Source organism: Pandoraea sp. SD6-2, from assembly GCF_000389825.1.
Lineage (GTDB): Bacteria > Pseudomonadota > Gammaproteobacteria > Burkholderiales > Burkholderiaceae > Pandoraea > Pandoraea communis.
Genome location: NZ_KB944429.1, coordinates 62,480 through 86,122 on the forward strand (window position 1 = coordinate 62,480; position 23,643 = coordinate 86,122).

Genomic DNA, 23,643 nt, shown 5'->3' on the forward strand with positions numbered 1-23,643 from the left:
AGGATCGATCAGCGGGTACCGGGGTTTCCAGGCGTCAACGCCGGTGCCGATGCCACCGCCGATGCCGGTTCGCGCCGGGACGCGGGCATCGCGAACATGCACAAGGCAGCAAGCAACGCGGGCACGCCCACGATCAGAAACAGTACCGGATAGGCCATGCCCGAGCCGAGCAGTACACCACCGAGGCTGGAGCCAAGTATCGAGCCGAAGCGGCCGATGCCGGTCGCCCACGCCACGCCCGTGGCCCGATTCGCCGTGGGGTAGTAGGTCGCCGCCAGACCATTCAGACCGACCTGCGTGCCGCTGATGCATACACCGGCGATGTACACGAGCGGCGCCAGCACAGCGGCGTTGCCGAAGGCGCGGCCAATGCAGATCACAGTCACGAAGGCCACGGCGTATGCCGCGCCCAGCACCCATGCCGGTCGCGCGCTGTCCATCACGCGCCCCAGCAGCAGACCGCCCGTCGTGCCGCCAATGGACCATAGCGCAGTAATGAGTGCGGCGTTGCGCATCGAGCCGCCGGAATTCGTAATGATGGTCGGCAGCCAACTGGCCATCAGGTACAGCACCGAAAGCCCCATGAAGAAGGCCGCCCACAGCAGCAAGGTACCGCGTGCGTAGGGTGCCACCATCAACTCGCGTACGGGCGAGCGGCTTTGCTTCGTCTCACGTGCGACGAACGTGGTCTGCGATGTGACGACATCCGGGGCGATCTGGCGCCCCAGTGCGCGCAGGCGGTTCTGCTCATGAGGACGGCGTAGCGCAAGAAAACGCATCGACTCGGGCAACGCCATCCACAGGACAGGCAACAGCAGCAGTGGCAGCACCCCGCCCACGAGCACCATGGCGTGCCAGCCGTGCCGTTCGATGATCTGCGAGGCGACCACGCCACCGAAGGCGGAGCCCATCGAATTGCCGCACATCATCAGCGTGATGATGGACAGCTTGCGCTTGCCCGACGCGTACTCGGCCGTGAGTGTGACGGACGCCGGCGAAGCGCCGCCGATACCCGCACCGGCGATAAAGCGCAGGATGGAGAGTTCGGTGACGTTGGTCGCGAACAGGGTAGCGAGTGTCGCGAGACCGAACGTGGCAACCGACGCCAGCAACACGAAGCGGCGTCCGCGCCGGTCGGCCAGCGGTCCGAACAGGAGCGAGCCGGCCATCATGCCCAGCAGCGCAGAGACGAAAATCGGCGAGAGTTCCGCGACCGACAGGCCCCACTCGCGGCGTACGGCGGGCGCAATATATGCCGCCAGCCCGATGTCGATGCCGTCAATGGCAACGATCAGAAAGCACAGCACGACGACGCGCCACTGCAGGCCCGACATTCGGCGCCCGTCGAGAAAGGATTGCAGATCCAGCGACGCTGGAGCATTCGGAGATGCGAGGGTGTTTGGCATGCGAGTTCAGATTCCGTCGATGTGTCGATGAGGCTCAGAACACCTTGCGCAAACCCACGCGCACGGCCAACTGGTTGGGGGTAGTGGACGCCGTCAGGCCAAAGATGTCGGCCACGGCCACATTGCCCGTCGAGTCGCGCCCGCTCGCGTGTTGCCAGACGAGAATGCCGTAGAGGTACGTCGTCTTTGAGAAATTGTAGGCAGCCCCGCCTTCGACGGACTGATAGTGTCCGCCCGGCGCGAAGCTGTATTGGTAGCCGACACCCGCCATCGTGCGGGGGGAGAACGAGTATCCGTAGTTGATCTGGTAGTTGTTGAAGACGGCGTTGGGCGGCGCCAGCGGGTTGGCTGCCGTGCGCACGATATCGAGAAAACGCACGTTCTCATACATGGCCGATACCTGCGAGTTGCCCCACGTGTATTTCGCGCCGCCACCGACGACCTGCTGGCTCGTGGCCGTGACGTAGTTCTGGAAGATCGGGTTGGTGACCGGGTTCGAATAGGCTGCCCCCGGCTGCGCTGCGGTTGCTGCGCCGAAGATCGATGTGCCTGGGGTACGCATATTCATGTAGGCGCCGGCGATTTGCAGCCCGCCGCTCGTGTACGAGGCGCCAACGCCGTAAGTCCGGTCTTTCGCGAAGTTGCCTGCGACGTTGCCGAACGAGAACATCGTACTGAACTTCAACCCACCATAGGTCTGGCTCTCGTACTTGATGACGTTGTTGATCTTGTTGTAATTCCACGAACCGTCGATGTCGCCCAACGTCGCGCCGAGTCCCCCCGCAAACATGAACGAGGTCGACAGCGGCACGAAGTAGTCGTTGGTCATCGAATACTGATGGCCAATCGTAAGCGTGCCCAGCCGTTTGTCAGACAGGCCGACGAACGCCTGCCGGCCGAACAGCGTGTTCGCCGGTTGTGCAACGCCGTTCATGATGTTGAAGCCGGCTTCGAGCGTGAAGATCGCGGACACCCCGCCACCGAGATCCTCCACACCGCTAAACCCGAACTTGTCGCCTGCGCGCCCGCCGCTGGCAGCCTGCCAGGCCGACTTTCCGCCGCTGTTGTTCACGTAGGTCATGGCGGCGTCGACGGCGCCGTAGATAGTCACGTTGCTTTGCGCGAACGCGCTCAGCGAGCATGCCGCAAGCGGCAGGCAGGCGATCCAGTGCTTCACGGTTGTCTCCTGTATCTCTCTTGTTTTTTGTTCGTTCGCGCCCGGCGCGTCTGTCCTGTGCATTGACGCGGCGGGCGGTCTCTCCTTGGTGCCGGGCGTCTGGCATACCGCGCATCGGCTGGCGAGAATAATGGGCGAACGCGGCCCAGCGATATAGAGGCGAAGTGGAAGTTCAGAACACGCGATTCGGAAATAATCGCGAATTTTCGGCGCCTAACGTTGGCGACGGTTCGACAATCGAAACCGCCGACGTGCAAGTCACAGGTAAGTGCCCTGCTGTTCGAGTCTGGCGAGTCCGGTAACGAGGAAATCCAGCAGCGCGTGAAACAGCTTGGGGTTGTGATGGTTGGCCGGACGCAGCACCTTGATCCAGTAGTCAGGCAGTCCGAACCCGGGAAGTAGCTGCACGAGGCGTCCTGCCTGCACGCTGTCGTTGGCCCGATAGCGCGGGAGAATCGCCACGCCCATGCCGTCCAGGCAGGCGTTGTGCATGGCGTCGATATCGTTGGTCGCAAAGCCCCCGTCGACGCTCACCTGAATGTCGCCCGCACGGGCATCGGTAAACGTCCATGTGCGCACGGTGCTTTGATACGAATAGAGCAAACACCGATGCCCCGGCAAGTCTGACGGGTGCCCGGGCGTGCCGTGCTGCGCCAGATAGCCGGGTGACGCGTAGACATGGCGCTTGAACGGACACAACGGAAATTCCTCGACACCATCGTAGGTGACGGGCAGGCCGGTGATCACGAAGTCGAAGTTCTCCAGCACCGGGTCGACGGCACGGTTTGTCAGTTGAAGTTCGATGCTGGCCTTGGGATGGGAGAGGAAAAACTCGTTGAGGAGCTTGCCGAGGAAGTGGTTAGTGAACGATGCCGGAGCCTTGACGCGCAAACGGCCGCCGAGCGAGCGGTCATCGACCGCGGCGCGCTCGGCCAGGCGTTCGTAGGCGCTCAGGAAGTCGCGGGCGCTACCCAGCATGTCGCGTCCGGAGGACGTGAGCGTCAGGCTGCGCGTGGTGCGTTGGAAGAGCAGAACATCGAGTTCCTTTTCCAGCGCACTGACCCGCTTTGTCACCACCGGCGCCGAGACGTCGAGCCGGCGCGCCGCCGCCGTAAAGCTGCCCATCTCGACCACGGCGAGGAAGGCTCGCACGTTTTCTACACTATCCATCGCTCCCCACCTCTTTGCGCTGATGGAGGTGAATTGTATCGAGGGCGGCGCTCAGGCAACAAAACCTGCTTTAAATCCACTGGTCGTTCTCGACGGTACGCCCGCCCGTTGGACCGTCTCCCGTGTTCACCACACCTCGCGGTTCGACCAGCAGCAGCTTCGCTTCTGCGTCTGCACAAGTCCTGTGTTCGACATCTTTTGGCACCACCGCCATCTGACCGGCACGCAGCACGATGGAACTGTCGCCCGAAGGCCATGCGCGAAAATCGATGCGCAATTCGCCTTCGAGCACGATGAAGGTTTCGTCGGTGTCGGCGTGCCGGTGCCACAGAAAATCGCCCTCGACCTTCACGACCTTGAACTGATAGTCGTTCATTTCAGCGACAACGCGCGGTTGCCAGTGACCGTCGATCTGCGCAAGCTTGCCGATCAGGTCGATGGTCTGGCCTTGGCCTCGCTCGGCCGGCACGGTGGTGTGGTTCGGGGATTGGGACATCGTTCTCTCCGTTCAGGGGTTGATGCCCCGAACGATACGCATGCAAATTGCGGCCGTATTGAACGATCGTGGGTGTTCAGCGACGCTTGACGCCGCCCGCAATGTGGAGCCAGCGTCCCGGCGTCAGCCCGAATGTCCTCGCGAAATGCCGCGTCATGTGACTCTGATCGGCAAAACCCGCAGCCACAGCGGCATGAGCGAGCGAAGCGCCGCCGAGCAGCATGCGGCGCACCGCATCGAGGCGCCGCATCGTCAGATAACGGTATGGGCTCGTGCCGTAGAACGCGCGAAAATCGTGCGACAGGCTCCAGCGGTCGCGGCCCGTCGCCATTTCGAGTTCGTCGAGCGTGACGACGCGCGCGCAGTTCGTGTGCAGATAGTCGCGTGCGCGCCGCGCCGCAAGGAAGTCGCCTTTCGGGCGTCGTGCGGGCATGCCGGCAATAGCGACAAGCGCGTGCGCCAGTTCGGCGAGCGCATCGCTCTGTTCGAGCGGCTCGAGCGTAAAGCCGACGTGCTGCAGCAACGTTGCCGTCGCCGCCGCAAGGCGCGGATCGGTTGTCACGCCGCCCTCGACGAACGGCAGCGCACGTCCACCGAGCACGTCCTGAAAGAGCGCGGGTTCAACGTAGATCATCCGGTACCGGAACCCTTCGTCGGTGCCCGCCTGGCCATCGTGAGCCTCGTCGGGGTGCAATACCATCGTGTTGCCGGGCAAGCTGTTTCGCCCGCTGCGCCGGTAGCTGAAACTCTGGACACCCGCGAGCGTGCGGCCAATCGCATAGGTGTCATGGCGATGCATGGCGTACGCCTTGCCATGAAACCACGCCTCGATCCGCTCGACGCCTTCTATCGGCTCGGCACGCCTCACCCAGTCGGAGGATGAGCGCTGCGCTTGTCGGTTCATGATGTATTTCCCTGGTTGGCCGGAAATGTCGCGTTGCGGCACGCCCGCTCAGTCGCGGTCGCAATTCGTGATGATGATACCGCGCGTCACATCGTTGCCGATAGGGCGGATAGCGACTCGCTCGATACCGGCGTCGACGAGGGCGGCGAACGCGACGGCGAGCAGCTGCGCGACGATGAGTGGTACGCCTGCCGCAATGAGGCCGGCGGCGGCGAGCATCGCCGTCTCGCCTTGCGCGAAGTTGAATATGTGGGTCGCGTTGTAGACGGCGGTAAATCCAATCGCGACGAGGCCGTAGATGCAGCCCACGGCGAGGCCGGAAATCAGGTATTGGCCAGTTCCGTCATTCCAGGCCTGCCTGCGCGTGGTGTTCGCGCAAGGCCACGCGACCTATTGTGGGGAGCATGCGTATGGCCTGTCTTTGGAGTTTTTGATGTCGTCTCGGTAGCGCAGCGTTGGCGCATCCCGGTAAACCGACTGTAGAAGTCTAAAAATCCAGGAACAATTCAGAAGAGAATTCGGTTACTTCCGCTTTTCGGAAGCAACACGAAAGGGGTGCGCCCAGGCACCAGCGTGGACGAAATCGGCCTGACGATGCGCCGATATCGCTCGAAGCGATGTGTTTCGCGGCGTGGGGAAAGACGCGCATAGGTAGGGAACCGAACACCAAGTCCGACGTTTGTCGATACAGCGTCGATCTTCTCGGTCTCTGTAACGCGCTCCCGACTTCCGAATTTCTTGCTTGTCCGCCACCTATGCGCCAGGTGCGTATTTCGCGACGCCAGTGCCAATCCCCATCCCTGCACGTCCTTCGTACGCCACGCTATGTCGGTGTCGGTGTCGGTGTCGAAGATGATGTAAATGGCGTCGGAGGCAATATGGCGTACGTCACGAAATCGCTTGACTAAACCTCGTTGGGTGCACGAGGCAAAGCCAGCGGTTCGTGCTTGATCATTACGCCATGGCGCAGGCGACGCCGCCGCGCCGTCAGCCCGGTCTCCCGACGCTCACGACAAACGCGCTTGTGATCGCGCCCCCCCGATGTTCGAGCTGAAGCTGCCCAACCCACCGGCACAAGACGGACTCGCCCCCTGCTGAGTTCCTTTAGAGAATGCGCCCTGCATTGAGGACTTGCGCGGGGTCAAGCGTCGCTTTCAGTTTCGCCATTAACTCTCGTTCGATGCCGCTTCGACTAATGTGGAGAAAGGGCTTCTTTATGCGGCCGATGCCGTGCTCCGCAGAAATGCTGCCGCCCACCTCCTCGACAAGCCGGTACACGATCTCATCCGCCCGCAACTGATCAGCTTCGCTCACATGCGGTCCGGTCACGATATGCAGGTTGCCGTCGCCCAGATGACCGAAGAATAGATGGGAGGCTGCGGGAAAGGCCGTCTCTAACAGATTGCGTACACGCTCCACATACTCACCCGTCACCCGTAGAGGAATACCGACATCGAAGGACACGAATGGGGAGAGCGACTTGAGCAACTCTCCGATTCCGTCACGGATCTCCCACAGTGCATTGGACTGTGCCTGACTCTGTGCCACGATGACATCGGAAACAACGCTTTCCTCGATCATTTCACCAAAGAACCCCTCGAAGAGTTCCTGCATCTGAGGTGCCGTGCCACCTTCCGCCTCGACGAGCACGTAGACGTTGTGATCATCCGCGAACGGCATCGAGCGCCCAAGCTCCCGCGTTGAAGCCCGCAAAAAGTCGTCCCACATGACTTCGAAGGATGACAGCCCCGGCAAGCGTCCTCGCGCAGCCTTTAGAAGCGCCGTAACCTGCACAAATGACGATAGCGCACATAAGGCGCTGCGCCGCACCTCCGGCTTAGGGAAGAGGCGCAGAACCGCTCTAGTGACAATGCCAAACGTGCCTTCGGTGCCAATGAACAAGTGCTTCAGATCCGGCCCCGTATTGTTCTTAAGCAGACGGTTCATCATCGAAACAACCCTGCCGTCGGCCAACACAACCTCGACGCCGAGAACGAGGTCGCGCATCGGACCGTAGCGAAGCACACGATTGCCGCCCGCATTGGTCGCGATGTTGCCGCCGATCTGGCAGCTTCCCCTGGCGCCAATATCGAGCGGGAAGTACCAGTCCTGCGCCTCGACTGTCTCCGCGAGACGCGAGAGGACAACGCCAGCCTGAACCGTAACCGTACCGCCGATGGCGTCGAACTCCTCGATCTGATCCAAGCGCTCCATAGAGATGACGATATCCCCGTCGTCGGGCACAGCGCCCCCGGCCAGACCAGTAAGCCCGCCCTGAATCGTGATGCGCTGCAAGTCACCACTGTGGTGTTGCACGATACGCGCGACATCCAGACTGCTGCGCGGCCGGTACACGATTGCAGGGCGGCCGCCGCGCAGACCACTCCAGTCGGTGCAGTACTTTTCAATCTCGGCGGCATCGCTCAGCGTTCCCGGCAGATCGACCGGCGCAACACTTCCTGACTGATTTTCCAGTTTGTTCAAAATTTCCTCCTAAGTTTTGGCACGGCTAGCCACGCCCCCCAAGTTAAAACCGACTCCCATGTCGGCTGTGTTGGGTCGCATTCAAACGGGCTTATGGGCTCAAAGCAGGATAGGAATCGCGGTTCCCGTGGGCGAAGTGACGGCGAAAAGCAAGACGGGCCCGGGAACTGAAAAAGCTCCTGGGCGCCGCGTCGGCCCAAGCCTCACGAGACCCGGGCCAGCGAAGGCCTCCACTCAGGCGAACGTGAGAGCCCTCCACCAGGCTCACACGATCACACGAGCCCTGTCGTGTAGAAGATCAGAATCGCCGCGCAAGCTGCCATCGTCTTAATCAGAGTAATGGCAAAGATGTCCCGATACGACTGGCGATGCGAGAGTCCGCACACAGTGAGCAGCGTGATAACGGCACCGTTGTGCGGTAACGTATCCATTCCCCCGCTCGCCATGGATGCGATCCGATGGAACACTTCCAATGGAATCCCCGATGAGTGTGCCAACTGCACGAACGTATCCGCCATCGCGCCAAGCGCGATACTTAAGCCCGCGATAGCCGACCCGGTAAGCGCTGCGAGTACGGTCACCGAGATGCCCAGGTTAAAAAGCGGGCTGGGGATCGTCTGAAGTGCCTTCGCGGCAACAACGAAACCGGGTAACGCCGCCATGATTGCGCCGAAGCCGAACTCCGACGCACTGTTCATCGCGGCAAGCAGCGCCCCATTGATGGCCTGCTGCGAGCGCACCATGAACTGAGGAACAATCTTGCGCCAGCCAGTGGCTAGTACGGTGAGAATACCCACGACCAGAGCGCCCTCGACGGCCCACAGTGCGGACTCGGCACGCACGTCAATCGGAAGCGCCTGGGGCAGCCCGGCGAGGCTGAGCGAATAGTGCCCATCCGAGTACGCCAACGGAATCAGCTTCGAGAATGCGAAATTGAGGGTGCACACCAGCACAAGCGGCAATAACGCCAACCAGACGTTCGGCAGTTCTTCCCCGGTCTGGGTCGGTTCAGGCTCATTGATATGTCCAGCGCCATACCCTTCCCCGGCTTTGGCCGCCGCGCGTCGACGGTACTCGAGATAGAGCATGCCGGTGATGAAGATCAACACGCCGCCAAGCGTTCCCAGGCGCGGAGCGGCCCAAGTGGTCGTATGAAAAAACGAAATGGGAATGATGTTCTGCACCTGCGGACTACCAGGCAGGGAGTCCATCGTGAACGTAAATGCCCCCAACGCGATCGTGCCCGGCATCAGGCGCTTCGGGATTCCCCCTTGACGGAAAAGCTCGGCGGCGAATGGGTAAACAGCGAACACCACTACGTTCAGGGATACGCCGCCGTAAGTTAGGAGCGCGCAAACAAGAACGATCACGAGCATCGCCCGATGGCCACCCACGAGACGCACAATCGAGGCGCTGATGGCACGGGCGTTCCCCGAAAGCTCAATGACTTTGCCAAACAGGGCGCCTAGCAGGAATACAGGGAAAAATAGCTTGATGAATGTGGACACTTTCGCCAGAAATATGCCGGAGAAAGCCGGCCCAACCGCCTGGGGTTCTGTCAGCAAAACAGCGATGAGCGCCGCGATCGGCGCAAAAATAATGACGCTATGTCCACGGTAGGCCATGAAAACAAGAAAGGCCAGAACGGCGACAATGACAAGTACTGCCATTTGAATTGACTCCTGATTTTTTTGTATGAGCGCGCACAGAGTCTCTGAGCCAGGTTCGCCAGAATGCGTAGGCCACACAAAGGGAGACGGCGCGCTCAATTAATTCGGATTCCGTAGCGATTACCATAACCGCCGCCACATCCGATTTCTTTCTATTGTGTGCATCCTTGATCGTCGAGTCCGTACCGATGCTCTTTAACTCGACTGCCTAGGCACTGAACAACCTTGTTCCGCAACGTCTGCGCTCGCGGTCACAATTTTTCAGTGGACGCATAATAGAAGCCGCAAGGCGAAAATGTCAATATATGACTATATATCCCACATATTGGGATTGATGTTGGCAGGGAAACGAATGGCGATAGCCACGTTGGAAGACTGCTTGTTTCGAGGGTTGAGATGATCGCCGCACCGCAGACGGCTCCAAGTATCTCCAGCACTCGCTCCCCTCGTAACCAGCACATCTAGCCGTCGCCCAGGCAGAAATCGGGCAATCCCGAAAATCGCCAATCCATCGCGTGGCAACCCATATGTCTCATGTGCTACGCTCAAGCCCAGCGAATCCAGCACAAGAAAACGCAACGATCACGCCTGCCTAGCGGGCACTGATACCAGTGGAGAAGACACCGAATGGAAACGATGTACGACGCGGGCCTTGAGCGCCGGGAAGCAAACTACGTCCCCCTGACTCCGATTGATTTCATCGCCAGAGCCGCTGACGTGTACGGTGACAGGCTCGCCGTGGTGTATGGCGACACTCGTCGCACGTGGGCCGAAACGTATGCACGGACGCGACGCCTCGCCAGTGCACTGCGGCGCGCAGGGATCGGAACCGGCGATACGGTGGCGGTTCTCCTCCCCAATATTCCCGAGATGGTCGAAGCCCATTTCGGCGTGCCGATGGCAGGAGCGGTGCTGAATACGCTGAACACCCGGCTGGATGTGCAAACCATCCTGTTCATGTTGCGACACGGCGAGGCGAAGGTTCTGATCGTCGACACCGAATACTCGCAAGTCGCACGGGCCGCCGCAGCAGAGTTTCCGGCGCTGCGCATCGTCAGCGTTGCAGATGCCATGCCGGCGGACCCCTCGGCGTTCGCCTCTGCCGTCGACTACCCGACTTTCCTGGACGGGGGCGACCCGGATTTTGCCTGGTCTCCGCCTGCACACGAGTGGGACGCGATTGCGCTCAACTACACGTCCGGAACCACCGGAGATCCCAAAGGCGTCGTGTACCACCATCGCGGCGCGTATCTGAATGCCGTTTCGAACATCCTCGAATGGGATCTCCCGAAGCACGCTGTCTATCTGTGGACGCTGCCGATGTTCCACTGCAACGGCTGGTGCTTTCCCTGGACGGTCGCTGCACGTGCAGGTGTCAACGTTTGCTTGAGAAGATTTGATGCAAATCAGGTTTTCGAGTTGATACGTCGCGAGAAGGTGACCCACTATTGCGGTGCGCCGATCGTTCAGAGTTCGCTCGCAAACGCGCCGGCGGAACTTCGGCACGGTATCGGCCATCGCGTAGCGACGATGGTTGCCGGCGCGCCGCCGTCACCCGCGGTGATAGCAAAGCTGAACGACATCGGGGTCGATGTGACCCATGTCTACGGACTGACCGAGGTCTATGGTCCGGCGTCGGTATGCGCGAAGCAAGCGTCGTGGTCGGCACTGGATGACGATGCCCAAGCCGCGCTCAATGCCCGGCAAGGCGTACGGTATCACCTGCAGGCCGCGGTTACGGTACGCGACCCCGCTACGTTGGAAGCCGTCCCTCCGGACGGCGAGACCATTGGCGAAATCATGTTTCGCGGCAACATCTGTATGAAAGGGTATCTGAAGAACCCGAAAGCCACCGACGAAGCCTTTTTCGGCGGATGGTTTCATACAGGGGACCTCGGCGTCATGTCTCCGGATGGCTATATACGCATTAGAGACCGAAGCAAAGACATCATCATTTCCGGCGGGGAAAACATTTCCAGCATAGAAGTGGAGGACGTGCTTTACCGCCACCCTTCCGTTTCCGTTGCGGCAGTCGTTGCAATGCCCGATGCAAAGTGGGGCGAAGTTCCTTGCGCATTCGTCGAACTCAAAGCCGGCGCAACGGCGACTACCGAGGACATCATCAAGCACTGCAGAGAGCATCTCGCAGCGTTCAAGGTGCCGAAACGGGTGGAGTTTGGCGAACTGCCGAAAACGTCGACAGGGAAGATCCAGAAGTACGAATTGCGTGCACGCGTGCAATCTGCATCCGCGATCGATCTTGCCGGAGATAGTGCCGCCGGAATGCCGCGCACCTCCCCTGAGCGCAAGGTTTGACGCATCGGAGCTTCACAGCAAGAAAACCGGCCTGAGCCCCAGAAGACTCAGGCCGGCGTCCTTTGCGCCCGATTCAGGCGAGCGTCGCACGCACGCGACATCAACCCCATCACGGCAATGCATTCACTGAGCGCCACCGTACCCATCTCACTCGTTCGGGGTTTCCTCGACGGCGTCGGCGCGCCGCCGGATGTCGTCAGGCAATACCTCGAAGCGGCAGGTATCTCCGACGCCCTGCTGACCGAGCCCGGGGCGCGTGTCACGGAATCGCAATTCTCAACGCTTTACCGCGCACTTGCGATCGAGTTCGACGATGAAATGCCGGGTATCTTCGCGCGGCCTCTGCGTAATGGCACCCTGAAGTATCTGTGCCTCAGCCTGCTCGATGCGCCCAACCTCGAAACGGCAATGCACCGCTTCGGCCAGTTCATGCATCTGATTCTCGACGACTTTCGATTTGCGTCGTCTCGCGTCGGCCCCGTGGCCGAAATTGCGTTGCGCGCAGGGCCCGCCGGCGTCAGCGCCCTGGGCCAGCAGTTGATGCTGAAGCTCGCGCATGGTGTGGGTTCGTGGCTCATCGGTCAAAAGATCCCGCTTCTGCAGGTGGAATTCGCGTTTGAGCGGCCTCCTCACGCCGTCGATTACCTTTATCTCTTCCCGGGACCGGCGCAGTTCGACTGCAAGCAGACACGCATGCGCTTCAGCGCTTCCTATTTCGATATGCGCGTGCGTCAGCGCAAGGCCGACCTGCGCAAGTTTCTCGCGCGAGCGCCAGAGGATTGGATATTCGTGGCCTTCGACGAGCAACTCACGAGCCATCGGGTCAGGGATTGTCTTGCCTCGCGACTTCCCGATATGCCGTCCATCGATGACGTTGCCCAAGTCCTCAACTGCTCGGTGCGCACGCTTTGCCGGCGGCTGTCCGCCGAAGGCTCGGCGTTCCAGACGCTCAAGAACGAGTTGCGACGGGATATTGCAATCCGGCGTCTCACCGAAACCCAGGATGCGATTGCGGCGATCGCCGCCGATGTCGGCTTTGACGACCCCACTGCGTTCCATCGCGCGTTCCGCCAGTGGACCGGCAGCACGCCGGGCGAGTATCGGCACGCTGCACACAGGCCCGTTGCGGCCCGCCCGCCCAGGGCCTGATCGACGGCCACTGCCGGCGAGACGGCTGGCTACACCCCGTATTCCGGTCCTGCCGGGGAGCCCTCCCCGGTCGACTCGTGGCCGAAATTGTCAATAGATGGTCCGGTTTGGTTATCGGGATTCTCGACGATCGCCGCTACGATCTGCTCGATAGTTGCCGTGCAGGATCTCAGCGTTCCGGTGTCATGGCAGGCCTCTTCACTACCGTCCACTGGAAAAGCACCAGAATGAGCTATATCGCACCCGTCAAGGAAATGCTCTTTGCCATGCAGGAACTGGCCGATCTCGAGCGCGTAGCGGCGCTTCCCGGCTTCGAGGACGCCGGGCCAGATTGCGCCCAGGCCGTGCTCGACGAGGCGGCCCGCTTCAACGCCAACGTCATCGCGCCGCTGAACGTCGAGGGTGATATCAACCCCAGTCGTTTCAAGGACGGCGTTGTCACCGCGACGCCCGGCTTCAAGGAAGCCTTTTCTCAGTTCGTGAACGGCGGCTGGCAGGGCGTTGTCCACCCGGCCGAGTACGGCGGTCAGGGACTGCCCAAACTGATCGCGACCGCCTGCGTTGAAATGCTCAATGCCGCGAACCTGTCGCTGGCGTTGTGCCCGGTGCTGACCGACGGGGCCATCGAGGCGTTGCTCATTGCCGGCAGCCAGGCGCAGAAGGAACGCTACGTGCCGAAGCTGATTTCGGGCGAATGGACCGGCACGATGAACCTGACGGAGCCGCAGGCGGGTTCGGACCTCGCGCTGGTGCGCACGCGTGCCGAACCGATCGGCGACGGCAACTACCATATCTTCGGCACGAAGATCTTCATCTCGTGGGGCGAGCACGACATGGCCAGCAACATCGTGCATCTCGTACTCGCTCGCCTGCCCGGCGCCCCCGAGGGCGTAAAAGGCCTGTCGCTTTTCATCGTGCCGAAATTCGTCGTCAACGAAGACGGCTCGCTGGGTGCCCGTAACGACGTGCATTGCGTGTCCATCGAGCATAAGCTGGGCATCAAGGCGAGTCCGACGGCGGTGCTCCAGTTCGGCGATCACGGTGGGGCCCTCGGCTATCTGGTCGGGGAAGCCAACCGCGGCCTCGAATACATGTTCATCATGATGAATGCGGCACGTTTCGGTGTCGGCGTGCAAGGCATTGCCGTGGCCGACCGCGCATATCAGCGGGCCGTGGCCTATGCGAAAGACCGCGTGCAAGGGCGTGCCGTAGACGGCTCGTCGAAAGCGCCGCTGAGCATCATCAAACACCCTGACGTGCGCCGGATGCTCGCTACCATGCGTGCGCTCACGGAAGGTGCCCGGGCGCTCGCCTACGTCGCGGCAGCGCACAGCGACATCGGTCACCGTCATACCGATGCGTCGGTGCAGGCCGACCATCAGGCAATCTACGAATACCTCGTGCCCGTGGTGAAGGGATGGAGCACCGAGTTGGCAAACGAGGTCGCCAGCCTTGGTGTGCAAGTGCATGGCGGCATGGGCTATATCGAGGAAACGGGCGCCGCGCAGCATCTTCGCGACGCGCGAATCCTCGCCATTTATGAAGGCACAACGGCGATTCAGGCCAATGACCTCGTCGGCCGGAAGACGTTGCGTGACGGCGGTGCTGTCGTCAAGGTGCTGCTCGCAAAAATCGACGAGACCCTCGCGGCATTGTGGGAGCACAAGTCGTACGAATCGAGCGCGGCGTTCCAGACGCTCCACAAGCGGCTTGGGGCCGGGCGCGAATCGCTCGCAAACGTTGTCGACTACGTACTCACGCACGCCAAGGACGATCCCAACGCCGTATTTGCCGGCAGCGTGGCGTATCTGAAGCTGGCCGGCATCGTGCTGTCCGGATGGCAGTTTGCCCGGGCGTTGCTCGTCGCCACGGACAAGCGCAACGACGATCCCTCGTTCTATGACGCCAAGGCGGCAACCGCCCATTGCTTCGCGACGCAGATCCTGCCGCTCGCCACTGCACTGGAAGCCGCCATCGTTGGCGCCCACGACGGCAACGAAGGTGCGTTGGCGTTGACCGACGACCAGTTCTGACGCAGGGGTTGGACATGCTCAGCACAGCAAGCGCGATCGAACAGGCTGGCGCACGCGAGTCGATGGATTATGACGTCGTGATTGTCGGCGGTGGGCCGGCCGGACTATCCGCGGCGATCCGCCTCAAGCAGTTGTCTGCCGAGAACGGCGTCGAGTTGTCCGTGTGCGTTCTGGAGAAGGGCTCGGAGATCGGGGCTCACATCCTGTCTGGCGCCGTCATGGACCCACGCGCCATGACCGAACTCATCCCCGACTGGAAGGAGAAAGGGGCGCCGCTATCGGTGGAGGTCACCGAGGACAAGTTCCTGTTTCTCACCGAAGCCGGTTCGACGGGGGTGCCCGCCTGGGCACTTCCGGACAACTTCAGGAATCACGGCAACTATGTCGTTTCGTTGGCCAATGTGACGCGGTGGCTGGGGCAACAGGCCGAAGGGCTCGGTGTCGAGATCTTCGCCGGCTTTGCGGCCGCCGAAGTGCTGTTCGATGACGACGGGGCAGTCAAAGGCGTTGCGACCGGCAATCTGGGCATCGGCAAGGACGGCAAGCCGACGGAGAACTTCCAGCTCGGCATGGAGTTACACGCGAAATACACCCTCTTCTGTGAGGGCGCACGCGGGCAGTTGGGCCGTCAACTGAACGAGAAATTCAAGCTGAGCGATAACGCAGATCCTCAGGTCTATGGCATCGGCATCAAGGAAGTGTGGGAGATCGAACCGTCGAAGCATACGCCGGGCCTGGTCATGCACACGGCCGGCTGGCCACTCGAGAACGACACGTACGGCGGCTCGTTTCTCTACCACATGAACGATTGTCAGGTGGTAGTCGGCTTCGTCGTGGGCCTGGGGTATTCGAATCCGTATCTGTCGCCATTCGAGGAGTTCCAGCGGTACAAGACGCATCCGGAAATCCGCAAGGTGCTCGAAGGCGGTAAACGTCTGTCTTACGGCGCGCGCGCGATGACTGCGGGCGGCCTGATGTCCTTGCCGAAGCTGGTGTTCTCCGGGGGCGCACTCGTCGGTGACGACGCGGGCTTCCTGAACGCATCGCGTATCAAGGGATCACATGCAGCGATCAAGTCGGGCATGTTGGCTGCCGACGCGGCATTTGAGGCATTACAGGCAGGGCGTAAAGGCGATGAGCTTACGGCCTATCCCGAGGCGTTCAGGAATTCCTGGCTGTACGCCGAGCTGCACCGCGCCCGAAATTTCAAGCAATGGATGAGCAAAGGTCTGTACCTGGGCACGCTGATGGTCGGTATCGAGCAAAAGGTGTTGCGCGGCAACGTCCCGTGGACGCTGCACCACCAGCATTCGGATCACGAGACGCTGAAACCGGCCTCGCAGTGCAAGCCGATCGAATACCCGAAACCTGACGGCAAGCTCACCTTCGACAGATTGTCCTCGGTGTTCATCTCCAACACCAATCACGAAGAAAATCAGCCGGCGCATCTGACGCTTAAGGATCCGGCGGTGGCGCTGAACGTGAATTGGCGGACTTATGCGGGGCCCGAATCGCGCTACTGCCCTGCTGGCGTCTACGAGTATGTGAAGCAGGACAGCGGTGGCGAGCAACTCGTCATCAACGCGCAGAACTGCCTCCACTGCAAAACATGCGACATCAAGGATCCAAGCCAGAACATCGTTTGGGTCGCACCTGAGGGGGGCGGCGGCCCCAACTATTCCAACATGTAATTGAACCCCGAGCGTGCTTCATAGCGTGAGGCACGTCCGGCGTCCATTGGGAGACACAAGAAATGCAAAGAGAAGTCGTTGTCGTCGGTGGTGTTCGCACGGCTATCGGTAAGTTCGGCGGTAGTCTGAAAGACCTCCCACCGACCGAACTGGGTGCGATCGTGGTGCGCGAGGTACTCGCGCGATCGAAAGTGGCGGGCGCCGACGTCGGCCACGTCGTGTTCGGCAACGTTGTCGCCACCGAGCCGAGAGACCTGTATCTGGCGCGCGTCGCGGCACTCGATGGCGGCATCTCGGAAGCAACGCCTGCTTTCAATGTCAACCGCCTCTGCGGGTCCGGGCTGCAGGCAGTCGTCTGCGCTGCGCAGTCCATTCTGCTGGGTGACGCCGACATTGCAATCGGTGGCGGCGCCGAGAACATGAGCCGGGCGCCGTACATTACGCCCGACACTCGCTTCGGCGCGCGCATGGGCAACGTGCAACTGATCGACATGATGTTGGGCGCGTTGCACGACCCGTTCCAACGGGTGCATATGGGAGTCACCGCGGAGAACGTCGCGCGACAGTACAGCATCACGCGAGAGCAACAGGATGCCCTCGCGATCGAATCGCACCGCCGCGCCTCGCGTGCCATCGCCGAGGGCCGCTTCAAGGAGCAGATTGTTCCGGTGACCCGACGCGTGCGAGGCAAGGAAGTCGTATTCGATACCGATGAACATGTGCGCCAGGACGTCGAACAGACCGAGCTTGCGGAGCTGCGCCCGATATTCCAGAAGGAAAACGGGACAGTGACGGCTGGCAACGCCTCCGGCATCAACGACGCCGCTGCCGCCGTCCTGTTGATGGAGCGCAAGACGGCGGAGGCGCGAGGTCTGAAGCCGCTGGCGCGCCTGGTGTCCTACGCGCATGCCGGCGTCGACCCGCTCTACATGGGCATCGGCCCCGTACCCGCGACGCGCATCGCGCTCGAGCGTGCAGGACTCACCGTAGGCGATCTCGACGTGATCGAAGCCAACGAGGCCTTTGCAGCACAGGCCTGCGCGGTGGCGCAGGAGCTTGGGTTCGACCCGGCGAAAGTGAATCCGAACGGCTCGGGCATCTCGCTGGGCCATCCGATCGGCGCGACGGGCGCGCTGATTACTGTCAAGGCACTGCATGAACTCAGGCGCGTGAGCGGACGCTACGCACTCGTCACGATGTGTATTGGCGGAGGCCAGGGTATCGCCGCAATCTTTGAGAATCTTCAATAAGTTGCGCACGAAACCGCAACGCCAGCCACTGAGAGCGATTATGGAAATTGGGACGATAGGAATTGTCGGTGCGGGTACGATGGGCAATGGCATCGCGCAGACTGCCGCTACCGCCGGATGGAATGTCATCGTGATCGATGTCGCCGAGGCGGCCTTGACGAACGGGCTCGCACTGCTGAAAAGCAATCTCGATCGGCTCGTCTCGAAAGACAAACTCGACTCGGAAGCCCGGAGCGCTGCGCTCGCGCGAGTCAGGTTCTCGACGGACTATCAGCAACTGTCGGATGCCGATCTCGTCATCGAAGCCGCAACGGAAAATGTCGCCCTGAAGCACCGAATTCTGGGGCAGATCGAATCGGTGGCGCGTCCCGGCGCCATCATTGCGACGAATACCTCGTCGATCTCGGTCACGGCGTTGGCGGCGAGTCTGAGCGACGCTTCGCGTTTCATCGGAATGCACTTCTTCAACCCGGCGCCGCTGATGCCGCTCGTCGAGATCATTCGCGGGCTGCAGACGAGCGACGCCACTGCCGACGCGATTAGCGAGTTGACAAAGCGTCTCGGAAAGACGCCGATTGTCGTCAGGAATTCACCCGGGTTCGTGGTGAACCGTATCCTGGTGCCGATGATCAATGAGGCCTTCTTCGTACTTGCCGAAGGCATTGCGAGCGCCGATGAAATCGACGCGGGAATGAAGCTTGGCGCGAATCAGCCGATCGGCCCGCTCGCGCTCGCGGATCTGGTCGGACTCGACGTCTGCCTGTCCGTCATGGAAGTGTTTCTGAACGACTTCGGAGACCCGAAGTATCGGCCGGCGCCGCTGCTGCGCGAGTTCGTGGCGGCGGGACGGCTCGGGCGCAAGACAGGTCAGGGTGTCTATCGTTACGACTGAATATCGAGCGGGCATCAGGAGGGTGCCCGCTCGATGGCAGGTCTGACGCCTTTGCCAAATGGGCAGCCAGGCGCGAATCGATCATCGCTGGCTTGGTAGACTGGGACGAGATGGGATAAAACCAACATCAGATTCAGGAGACAATGATGCAGGACGAGTTGACGAACGGCACCCCCTCGGCATACGCCTATCCCTTGCTGATCAAGCAGCTTTTGCGTACGCCGCTGGCTCACGCCCCGGAGCAGGAGATTGTTTACCGGGGCCAACAGCGAATGACGTACCGGACGATGAACGAGCGCATCTCCAGACTCGCTAACGCCCTTGCCGAGCTAGGCGTCCGGCATGGCAGTACCGTCGGCGTAATGGACTGGGATAGCCATCGCTATCTGGAATGTTATTTTGCTATCCCGATGATGGGAGCGGTACTGCAGACGGTCAATGTACGACTGTCCAACGCGGAAATCGCGTTCACGATCAATCACGCCGGCGCCGAAGTGCTTCTGGTCCATACCGATTTCCTGCCGGTGATCGATGCGATCAAAGATCAACTGAAATCCGTCCACACCTTCGTTCTCATCGACGAAGACGACGACGCTCTCACGACACACACGATTCCGTTCACGACGGAGTACGAGCGCATGCTCGCGGCGAGCGATACGCATTATTCGTTCCCGGATTTCGACGAAAACACGCGCGCCACCACGTTTTACACGACCGGAACCACGGGGCAACCCAAGGGGGTGCATTTTTCTCATCGGCAACTGGTACTTCACACGATCAGCGTGATGGCCGGGTTGGCAAGTCCGGCCTCCGGTCAACGGCTTCATCGTGGTGATGTCTACATGCCGATCACCCCCATGTTCCATGTTCATGCGTGGGGCATGCCCTACGTCGCAACGGTCTTGGGGCTGAAGCAGATCTACCCGGGGCGCTATGCGCCCGACCGGCTTGTGGGGCTCATCCGTGACGAGGGCGTGACTTTTTCGCACTGCGTCGGCACGATCCTGCACATGCTGCTGAACTGCCCCGAAGCGAAGACAGTCGACTTCAGCCGGTGGAAAGTCATCGTTGGCGGAAGTGCATTGACACAGGGCCTGGCGAGGGCCGCGTTCGAGCGTGGCATCGATGTTTTTACGGGCTACGGCATGTCGGAAACCGGCCCGATCCTCACGCTGGCGCAGATCAAGCCCGACCTTGGCCCACTCGATGAGGACGAGGAGATTCGTCTGCGCTGCAAAACCGGCCTTCCCGTTCCTCTGGTCGATCTGCGGATTGTCGATGACGCGATGGCAGACCTCCCGCACGATGGCAAGGCCTTCGGCGAAGTGGTGGTGCGCGCGCCATGGCTCACGCAAAGTTACCTTCACAATCCGGAAGCATCGGAGCAGCTATGGGAGGGCGGGTATCTGCATACTCAGGATATCGCCAGCATCGACCCGGCTGGCTACGTGCAGATTACCGATCGACTCAAGGACGTAATCAAGTCGGGCGGTGAATGGGTGTCGTCGCTCGAAATCGAAAACCTGATCTCTCGGCACCCTGCGGTCTCCGAGGTGGCGGTGTTCGGCATCAAGGACGAGAAGTGGGGTGAGCGGCCGGTCGCGCTGGTCGTATTGAAGAAGGACGCGGGCCCCGTCGACGATGAAGAGATCAGGCGGCACCTGCTTGCGATTGTCGCGACTGGAGAAATCTCAAAATACGCGGTGCCGCAATTCATCAGGTTCGTCGACTCGCTGCAAAGGACCAGTGTCGGCAAGTTGAACAAGAAGGCGATGCGCGAACAGTTCGTCTGACCGATCAGTGTGAGGCCGACGACAGTCACAAAACGAAAAAGCCCTTGAATTTCAAGGGCTTTTTTCTTACTTGCTCAGTCACGACCGATAAGGATGAGCGTTACATCTACACTGTTTTACTCAGAACGATCATATCGCGGTTGCCATTCTGTGAAGCGAGCTCTTCCCAATGCGGCAAACACAAGAGCACAGTGAAGCGCCACGCTTCCGTACACAGGTGATATGCCTACCGGCTCAATTCACTGCGGCGAGGCTTCGGGAAACGTCCAAGCGCCGTTGAGGATCGCCGCGCGCGGCCGATAGAGGCGGACCATGTAGTTCCACCCCTTCATGATCGGAAGGCAGTTGGCGATCTTGCCGTTGCAACCACCGAATTGAATCGCGACGGTGCCGTCGCCGCCTTTCTTCGCCGTGATGCTGTTCAGTGAATAAGCATTGAGGTCGTTGGGCTCATAGTAGCCTTGCGCGTTGTAGACGCTGACCGACCAGAAACCGTCGACCGGCACGTCCCTGACATTGAGCTTGTAGATCGTGGTGCCATCGTTCTTGGATGGGGTGATGTTGAGATAGAGCGCCTCACTCGGCGGATTAGCGCCCCAGCCCATCGCAGTGCCGATGAGATAACGAACCGGATCGACCTCGTTCTTGCTGCCATACATGCGTTTTGTATCAGTCAGCGTCGTCGCAAGAACCAACAGTGCGTCGCGCACCTTTTTCTGGCTGGCCTGGTCCCAGTTAGGAATCTCGAACTGTCCCTGAGCCTTTTGCTCAACTTTGATCGCGTCCTGAAGCGCATGAACCTGTTTGACATCCTCAGGGTTGGAAGGGTCGACCAGAGTGCGCACCGCTACCGCCACGTAGCGTGTGCCGATCGCTTTTCTCGTCAGCGTGTATGAGCCGGCCTTGTAGTGGACGCCGTGGGTATATTGGTCTTCGTCAAACACCTGCATCGACATGAATCGATCACCGGCTTTGGGCAGCGTGACCGTCACTGGACCGGCGTCGAGATCGAACACGGCGGAAGAATAGAGCGTATCGCGATTGAGGCGGATGACAGTCTGCTTGTCGATCGGCGCTGGCTCACGCGTATGATCGAACTTGCCGAAACCACCGCTCTTGACGATGCCGGCGAAGTACAGATCCGATTCCGCACGAATGAAGTTGTCCGGCGAAACCTGAATGGCCCCTGAAGGCGATGATGGCCCAGTATCAGCCATGGCCGGGAAGCTAGCCGCGAGAGTCAGCATCAGCATCAACAAAGATTTTGTCATCATGAGTTCCTTGGTGTTTATCATTTCGCGAGTTCGAGCACAGGGGATTTCCACCGCCCGTCTAACGCCTCGGGCTTGGGCCAGTAGATGCGCATGACAGTCCAGAACGGCCCCTTCGGCGCGGGCAGCCAGTTCGCTTCCTTGTCCTTGCCGGGCGTTTCATGCTGCAAGTAAAGGGTTATGCCGCCGTCAGCATCTTTCTTGAGCTGAGGAAGCATCGGCGAGTTGATGAGATACCGGTTGAGAGGATTGGCGCTGAGCAGGCTCGACGGCAGCTCGTACATCGTCACCGACCAGAATGCGTTCGCGGGCGGCAACTCGCCCGGCGCCAGGCGCAGCGTATAGCGCTGACGAGTCGCATCGAGCAGTTGTCCATTGACGTCTGTGAAGTAGGCAGGATAGAGCGCCTCCTCTTTACTGTTTCCATAGATGCCGAGAACGGCTCCGGACATGCGGACCATGTAGTCGTTCTTCAAAAACTCACGAGTGCCGAAAGCGTCGCTGCTCGGTCTCTTGCCCGTGTCGATCTCGTTCTTCTTGAACTCGGCAAAGTCCCTCCAGGCATCGGCCATTCCCTCCAGGACAGCCTGACGGATGTCGGGGGAAAGCGCCTGCAAGTCAAACCTCTTGCCGCCGCCGATGCCGAGCTTGGCAAAACGGGCCATCAGATCGATTTCGCTCGCATGCGTCGGACAGAATTGAAGAACGAAGTTCAGAAGGTTGAAGAACTCGGGCGATGTGCGCTGCTCCTCGGCGGTGAGCGGCTTCAGGAAGGCAACGTCTGGGACAGTTTTGGATGGCTTGCCGAGGAACTGTGACAAGGTCTGCACTTTGTAGCCTGCCTGAACGGCTTTCACGGCCTCAACGTCGGCAGCGTTTTTGAGCTGCGTTCGATAGAGCACAAAATCGAAGTCGGTCTCGGAGCGGATCACCCCCTTGAGCCCCTTGGGAGCATCGCCCTTCCACCGTGGACCGGCGAGCAGAAAGCTTCCCGCCTCGTTTCCGGTCGCTCGACTGCCAACATAGGCAAAATTGTGCGTATACATGTCGATGAACTGCAGGGAGTAATAGCGGTCCTTCTCGACGGCGGGGACAGTGATAACGAGGGGCTCGGCCCTGAGATCGGCGCCAAGAAATGAATACGGTGTATCCGAGTTGGGCGTCTGGATCGCCTTGTCGTCGGGCGTAAAGACGCGCGCCACATTATTCAGCGTATTCCAAGGCGCCTTGTACTCTGGATTGCCGCGATCGACGAAGTACGAGTACTGGATGCGGTAGCTGTCGACGAGCGGGAAGCCGTAGATCGTCGCTTCCCTGGCAATTGCTCGCGCTTCATCGTGCGATAGGCTGCTAGCGGCATGTGCGCTACCCATCGCCTCCAATCCCAGAAAAGATATCCCTGCCAGAACGGCAAGCGCGGACAACGTGTGCCGGAGTCTATTGCTCATCGTGAATCTCCCTTTTCTTCAACACAATCATGGCGGCGGCTTTTCTTATGCTTTGAGTAAGGAACGGCGAAGAACGCCAGAAAAACGCCGATATTGAGACCGCAGGACCGGGCTGCAAGCTCAGTGGTGTGTTCTTCTGGCAGGTACATAGGAGATCATAACTTGCGATGCTGGTGTACCGCCTGCTTCTCCAATTCCGAGTCCCAGGCGGGTGAGCGGCAAGTTCCAGGGTAATGCCCCCACCTTCATGCCGAAGCCGGATGCGGCGACTGCCGCAAGCGACCTGACCATCGCGTTCGAGCATTACAACGAGAAGCATCCTCATAGCGCGCTGATGTATCGCTCACCACGCGAGTTCCGGCGCAGGACCGATTCATCAACCTTGGTGTGAGATTGTGTCTGGAGGGACAGGAGCAAATCCAGTCACCCCCACCGCCCACTTATCTCCTTCCCGCACAAGCAAATCGAAAACAATTCATTCCCTCGCGCAGTC

At 60.4% G+C, this 23,643-nt stretch carries 17 protein-coding genes and 1 pseudogene; 8 read left to right on the top strand and 10 right to left on the bottom strand.

Going from position 1 to position 23,643, the window contains the following annotated elements; translation table 11 throughout:
- Nucleotides 1–8: 8 nt before the first annotated feature.
- From C266_RS06925 to C266_RS06960, 8 genes are all read right to left on the bottom strand, one after another.
- Nucleotides 9–1,406, bottom strand: a complete 1,398-nt coding sequence (locus tag C266_RS06925) for an MFS transporter (protein WP_051126175.1) — start codon at nt 1,404–1,406, stop codon at nt 9–11.
- A gap of 34 nt (nt 1,407–1,440) precedes the next feature.
- A complete protein-coding gene (locus tag C266_RS06930) occupies nt 1,441–2,583 on the bottom strand; it encodes a porin (RefSeq protein ID WP_010805394.1) in 1,143 nt (380 codons plus the stop codon).
- A 258-nt stretch (nt 2,584–2,841) separates the two neighbouring features.
- The gene (locus tag C266_RS26090; RefSeq protein ID WP_010805395.1) at nt 2,842–3,753 is read right to left on the bottom strand and encodes a LysR family transcriptional regulator; all 912 of its coding nucleotides are present in this window, start codon (nt 3,751–3,753) and stop codon (nt 2,842–2,844) included.
- 70 nt (nt 3,754–3,823) lie between these two features.
- A complete protein-coding gene (locus C266_RS06940; RefSeq protein WP_010805396.1) occupies nt 3,824–4,249 on the bottom strand; it encodes a cupin domain-containing protein in 426 nt (141 codons plus the stop codon).
- Nucleotides 4,250–4,325: 76 nt separating this feature from the next.
- Complete coding sequence (locus C266_RS06945; protein WP_010805397.1) at nt 4,326–5,153, bottom strand: AraC family transcriptional regulator; 828 nt, start codon at nt 5,151–5,153, stop codon at nt 4,326–4,328.
- A 48-nt stretch (nt 5,154–5,201) separates the two neighbouring features.
- Nucleotides 5,202–5,480 carry a hypothetical protein gene (locus C266_RS06950; RefSeq protein WP_144265737.1) on the bottom strand — a complete coding sequence of 93 codons (279 nt, stop codon included), beginning with the start codon at nt 5,478–5,480 and terminating at the stop codon, nt 5,202–5,204.
- Between the two features lie 777 nt (nt 5,481–6,257).
- Nucleotides 6,258–7,637, bottom strand: a complete 1,380-nt coding sequence (locus tag C266_RS06955) for an FAD-binding oxidoreductase (protein ID WP_010805399.1) — start codon at nt 7,635–7,637, stop codon at nt 6,258–6,260.
- Between the two features lie 272 nt (nt 7,638–7,909).
- Entirely contained in the window at nt 7,910–9,307 is a 1,398-nt protein-coding gene (locus tag C266_RS06960; protein ID WP_010805400.1) for a GntP family permease, read from the bottom strand.
- 627 nt (nt 9,308–9,934) lie between these two features.
- Here C266_RS06960 and C266_RS06965 point away from each other — a divergent pair.
- The 7 genes from C266_RS06965 (at nt 9,935) to C266_RS06995 (ending at nt 20,431) form a co-directional block, all read left to right on the top strand.
- Complete coding sequence (locus C266_RS06965; protein WP_010805401.1) at nt 9,935–11,623, top strand: acyl-CoA synthetase; 1,689 nt, start codon at nt 9,935–9,937, stop codon at nt 11,621–11,623.
- Between the two features lie 117 nt (nt 11,624–11,740).
- A complete protein-coding gene (locus C266_RS06970; RefSeq protein ID WP_010805402.1) occupies nt 11,741–12,772 on the top strand; it encodes an AraC family transcriptional regulator in 1,032 nt (343 codons plus the stop codon).
- Between the two features lie 227 nt (nt 12,773–12,999).
- Nucleotides 13,000–14,805, top strand: coding sequence for an acyl-CoA dehydrogenase (locus tag C266_RS06975; RefSeq protein ID WP_010805403.1), 1,806 nt, complete (start codon nt 13,000–13,002; stop codon nt 14,803–14,805).
- 14 nt (nt 14,806–14,819) lie between these two features.
- Nucleotides 14,820–16,496, top strand: a complete 1,677-nt coding sequence (locus C266_RS06980; protein ID WP_010805404.1) for an electron transfer flavoprotein-ubiquinone oxidoreductase — start codon at nt 14,820–14,822, stop codon at nt 16,494–16,496.
- A gap of 62 nt (nt 16,497–16,558) precedes the next feature.
- Nucleotides 16,559–17,746, top strand: coding sequence for a beta-ketothiolase BktB (bktB, locus tag C266_RS06985; RefSeq protein ID WP_010805405.1), 1,188 nt, complete (start codon nt 16,559–16,561; stop codon nt 17,744–17,746).
- Between the two features lie 40 nt (nt 17,747–17,786).
- Entirely contained in the window at nt 17,787–18,638 is an 852-nt protein-coding gene (locus tag C266_RS06990; protein WP_010805406.1) for a 3-hydroxybutyryl-CoA dehydrogenase, read from the top strand.
- A gap of 146 nt (nt 18,639–18,784) precedes the next feature.
- Nucleotides 18,785–20,431, top strand: a complete 1,647-nt coding sequence (locus C266_RS06995) for a fatty acid--CoA ligase (RefSeq protein ID WP_036661909.1) — start codon at nt 18,785–18,787, stop codon at nt 20,429–20,431.
- A gap of 239 nt (nt 20,432–20,670) precedes the next feature.
- Here C266_RS06995 and C266_RS07000 read toward each other — a convergent pair whose 3' ends face one another.
- Together C266_RS07000 and C266_RS07005 are read right to left on the bottom strand one after the other, a co-directional pair.
- Entirely contained in the window at nt 20,671–21,726 is a 1,056-nt protein-coding gene (locus C266_RS07000; RefSeq protein WP_010805408.1) for a DUF1254 domain-containing protein, read from the bottom strand.
- Nucleotides 21,723–23,150, bottom strand: coding sequence for a DUF1254 domain-containing protein (locus C266_RS07005; RefSeq protein WP_036661910.1), 1,428 nt, complete (start codon nt 23,148–23,150; stop codon nt 21,723–21,725). Before C266_RS07005 ends, C266_RS07000 begins: the two co-directional genes overlap by 4 nt.
- Before the next feature lie 244 nt (nt 23,151–23,394).
- Between C266_RS07005 and C266_RS26705 the strand changes: the two are divergent.
- Nucleotides 23,395–23,541, top strand: a pseudogene (locus tag C266_RS26705) (integrase core domain-containing protein); the annotation flags it as partial.
- Nucleotides 23,542–23,643: the final 102 nt, after the last annotated feature.

Excerpts from the sequence above, each read along its gene's own strand:
- C266_RS06925 (WP_051126175.1), bottom strand. The coding sequence starts at position 1,406 with ATGCCAAACACCCTCGCATCTCCGAATGCTCCAGCGTCGCTGGATCTG.
- C266_RS26090 (WP_010805395.1), bottom strand. The coding sequence starts at position 3,753 with ATGGATAGTGTAGAAAACGTGCGAGCCTTCCTCGCCGTGGTCGAGATG.
- C266_RS06940 (WP_010805396.1), bottom strand. The coding sequence starts at position 4,249 with ATGTCCCAATCCCCGAACCACACCACCGTGCCGGCCGAGCGAGGCCAA.
- C266_RS06945 (WP_010805397.1), bottom strand. The coding sequence starts at position 5,153 with ATGAACCGACAAGCGCAGCGCTCATCCTCCGACTGGGTGAGGCGTGCC.
- C266_RS06960 (WP_010805400.1), bottom strand. The coding sequence starts at position 9,307 with ATGGCAGTACTTGTCATTGTCGCCGTTCTGGCCTTTCTTGTTTTCATG.
- C266_RS06965 (WP_010805401.1), top strand. The coding sequence starts at position 9,935 with ATGGAAACGATGTACGACGCGGGCCTTGAGCGCCGGGAAGCAAACTAC.
- C266_RS06970 (WP_010805402.1), top strand. The coding sequence starts at position 11,741 with ATGCATTCACTGAGCGCCACCGTACCCATCTCACTCGTTCGGGGTTTC.
- C266_RS06975 (WP_010805403.1), top strand. The coding sequence starts at position 13,000 with ATGAGCTATATCGCACCCGTCAAGGAAATGCTCTTTGCCATGCAGGAA.
- C266_RS06980 (WP_010805404.1), top strand. The coding sequence starts at position 14,820 with ATGCTCAGCACAGCAAGCGCGATCGAACAGGCTGGCGCACGCGAGTCG.
- bktB (WP_010805405.1), top strand. The coding sequence starts at position 16,559 with ATGCAAAGAGAAGTCGTTGTCGTCGGTGGTGTTCGCACGGCTATCGGT.
- C266_RS06990 (WP_010805406.1), top strand. The coding sequence starts at position 17,787 with ATGGAAATTGGGACGATAGGAATTGTCGGTGCGGGTACGATGGGCAAT.
- C266_RS06995 (WP_036661909.1), top strand. The coding sequence starts at position 18,785 with ATGCAGGACGAGTTGACGAACGGCACCCCCTCGGCATACGCCTATCCC.
- C266_RS07000 (WP_010805408.1), bottom strand. The coding sequence starts at position 21,726 with ATGATAAACACCAAGGAACTCATGATGACAAAATCTTTGTTGATGCTG.
- C266_RS07005 (WP_036661910.1), bottom strand. The coding sequence starts at position 23,150 with ATGAGCAATAGACTCCGGCACACGTTGTCCGCGCTTGCCGTTCTGGCA.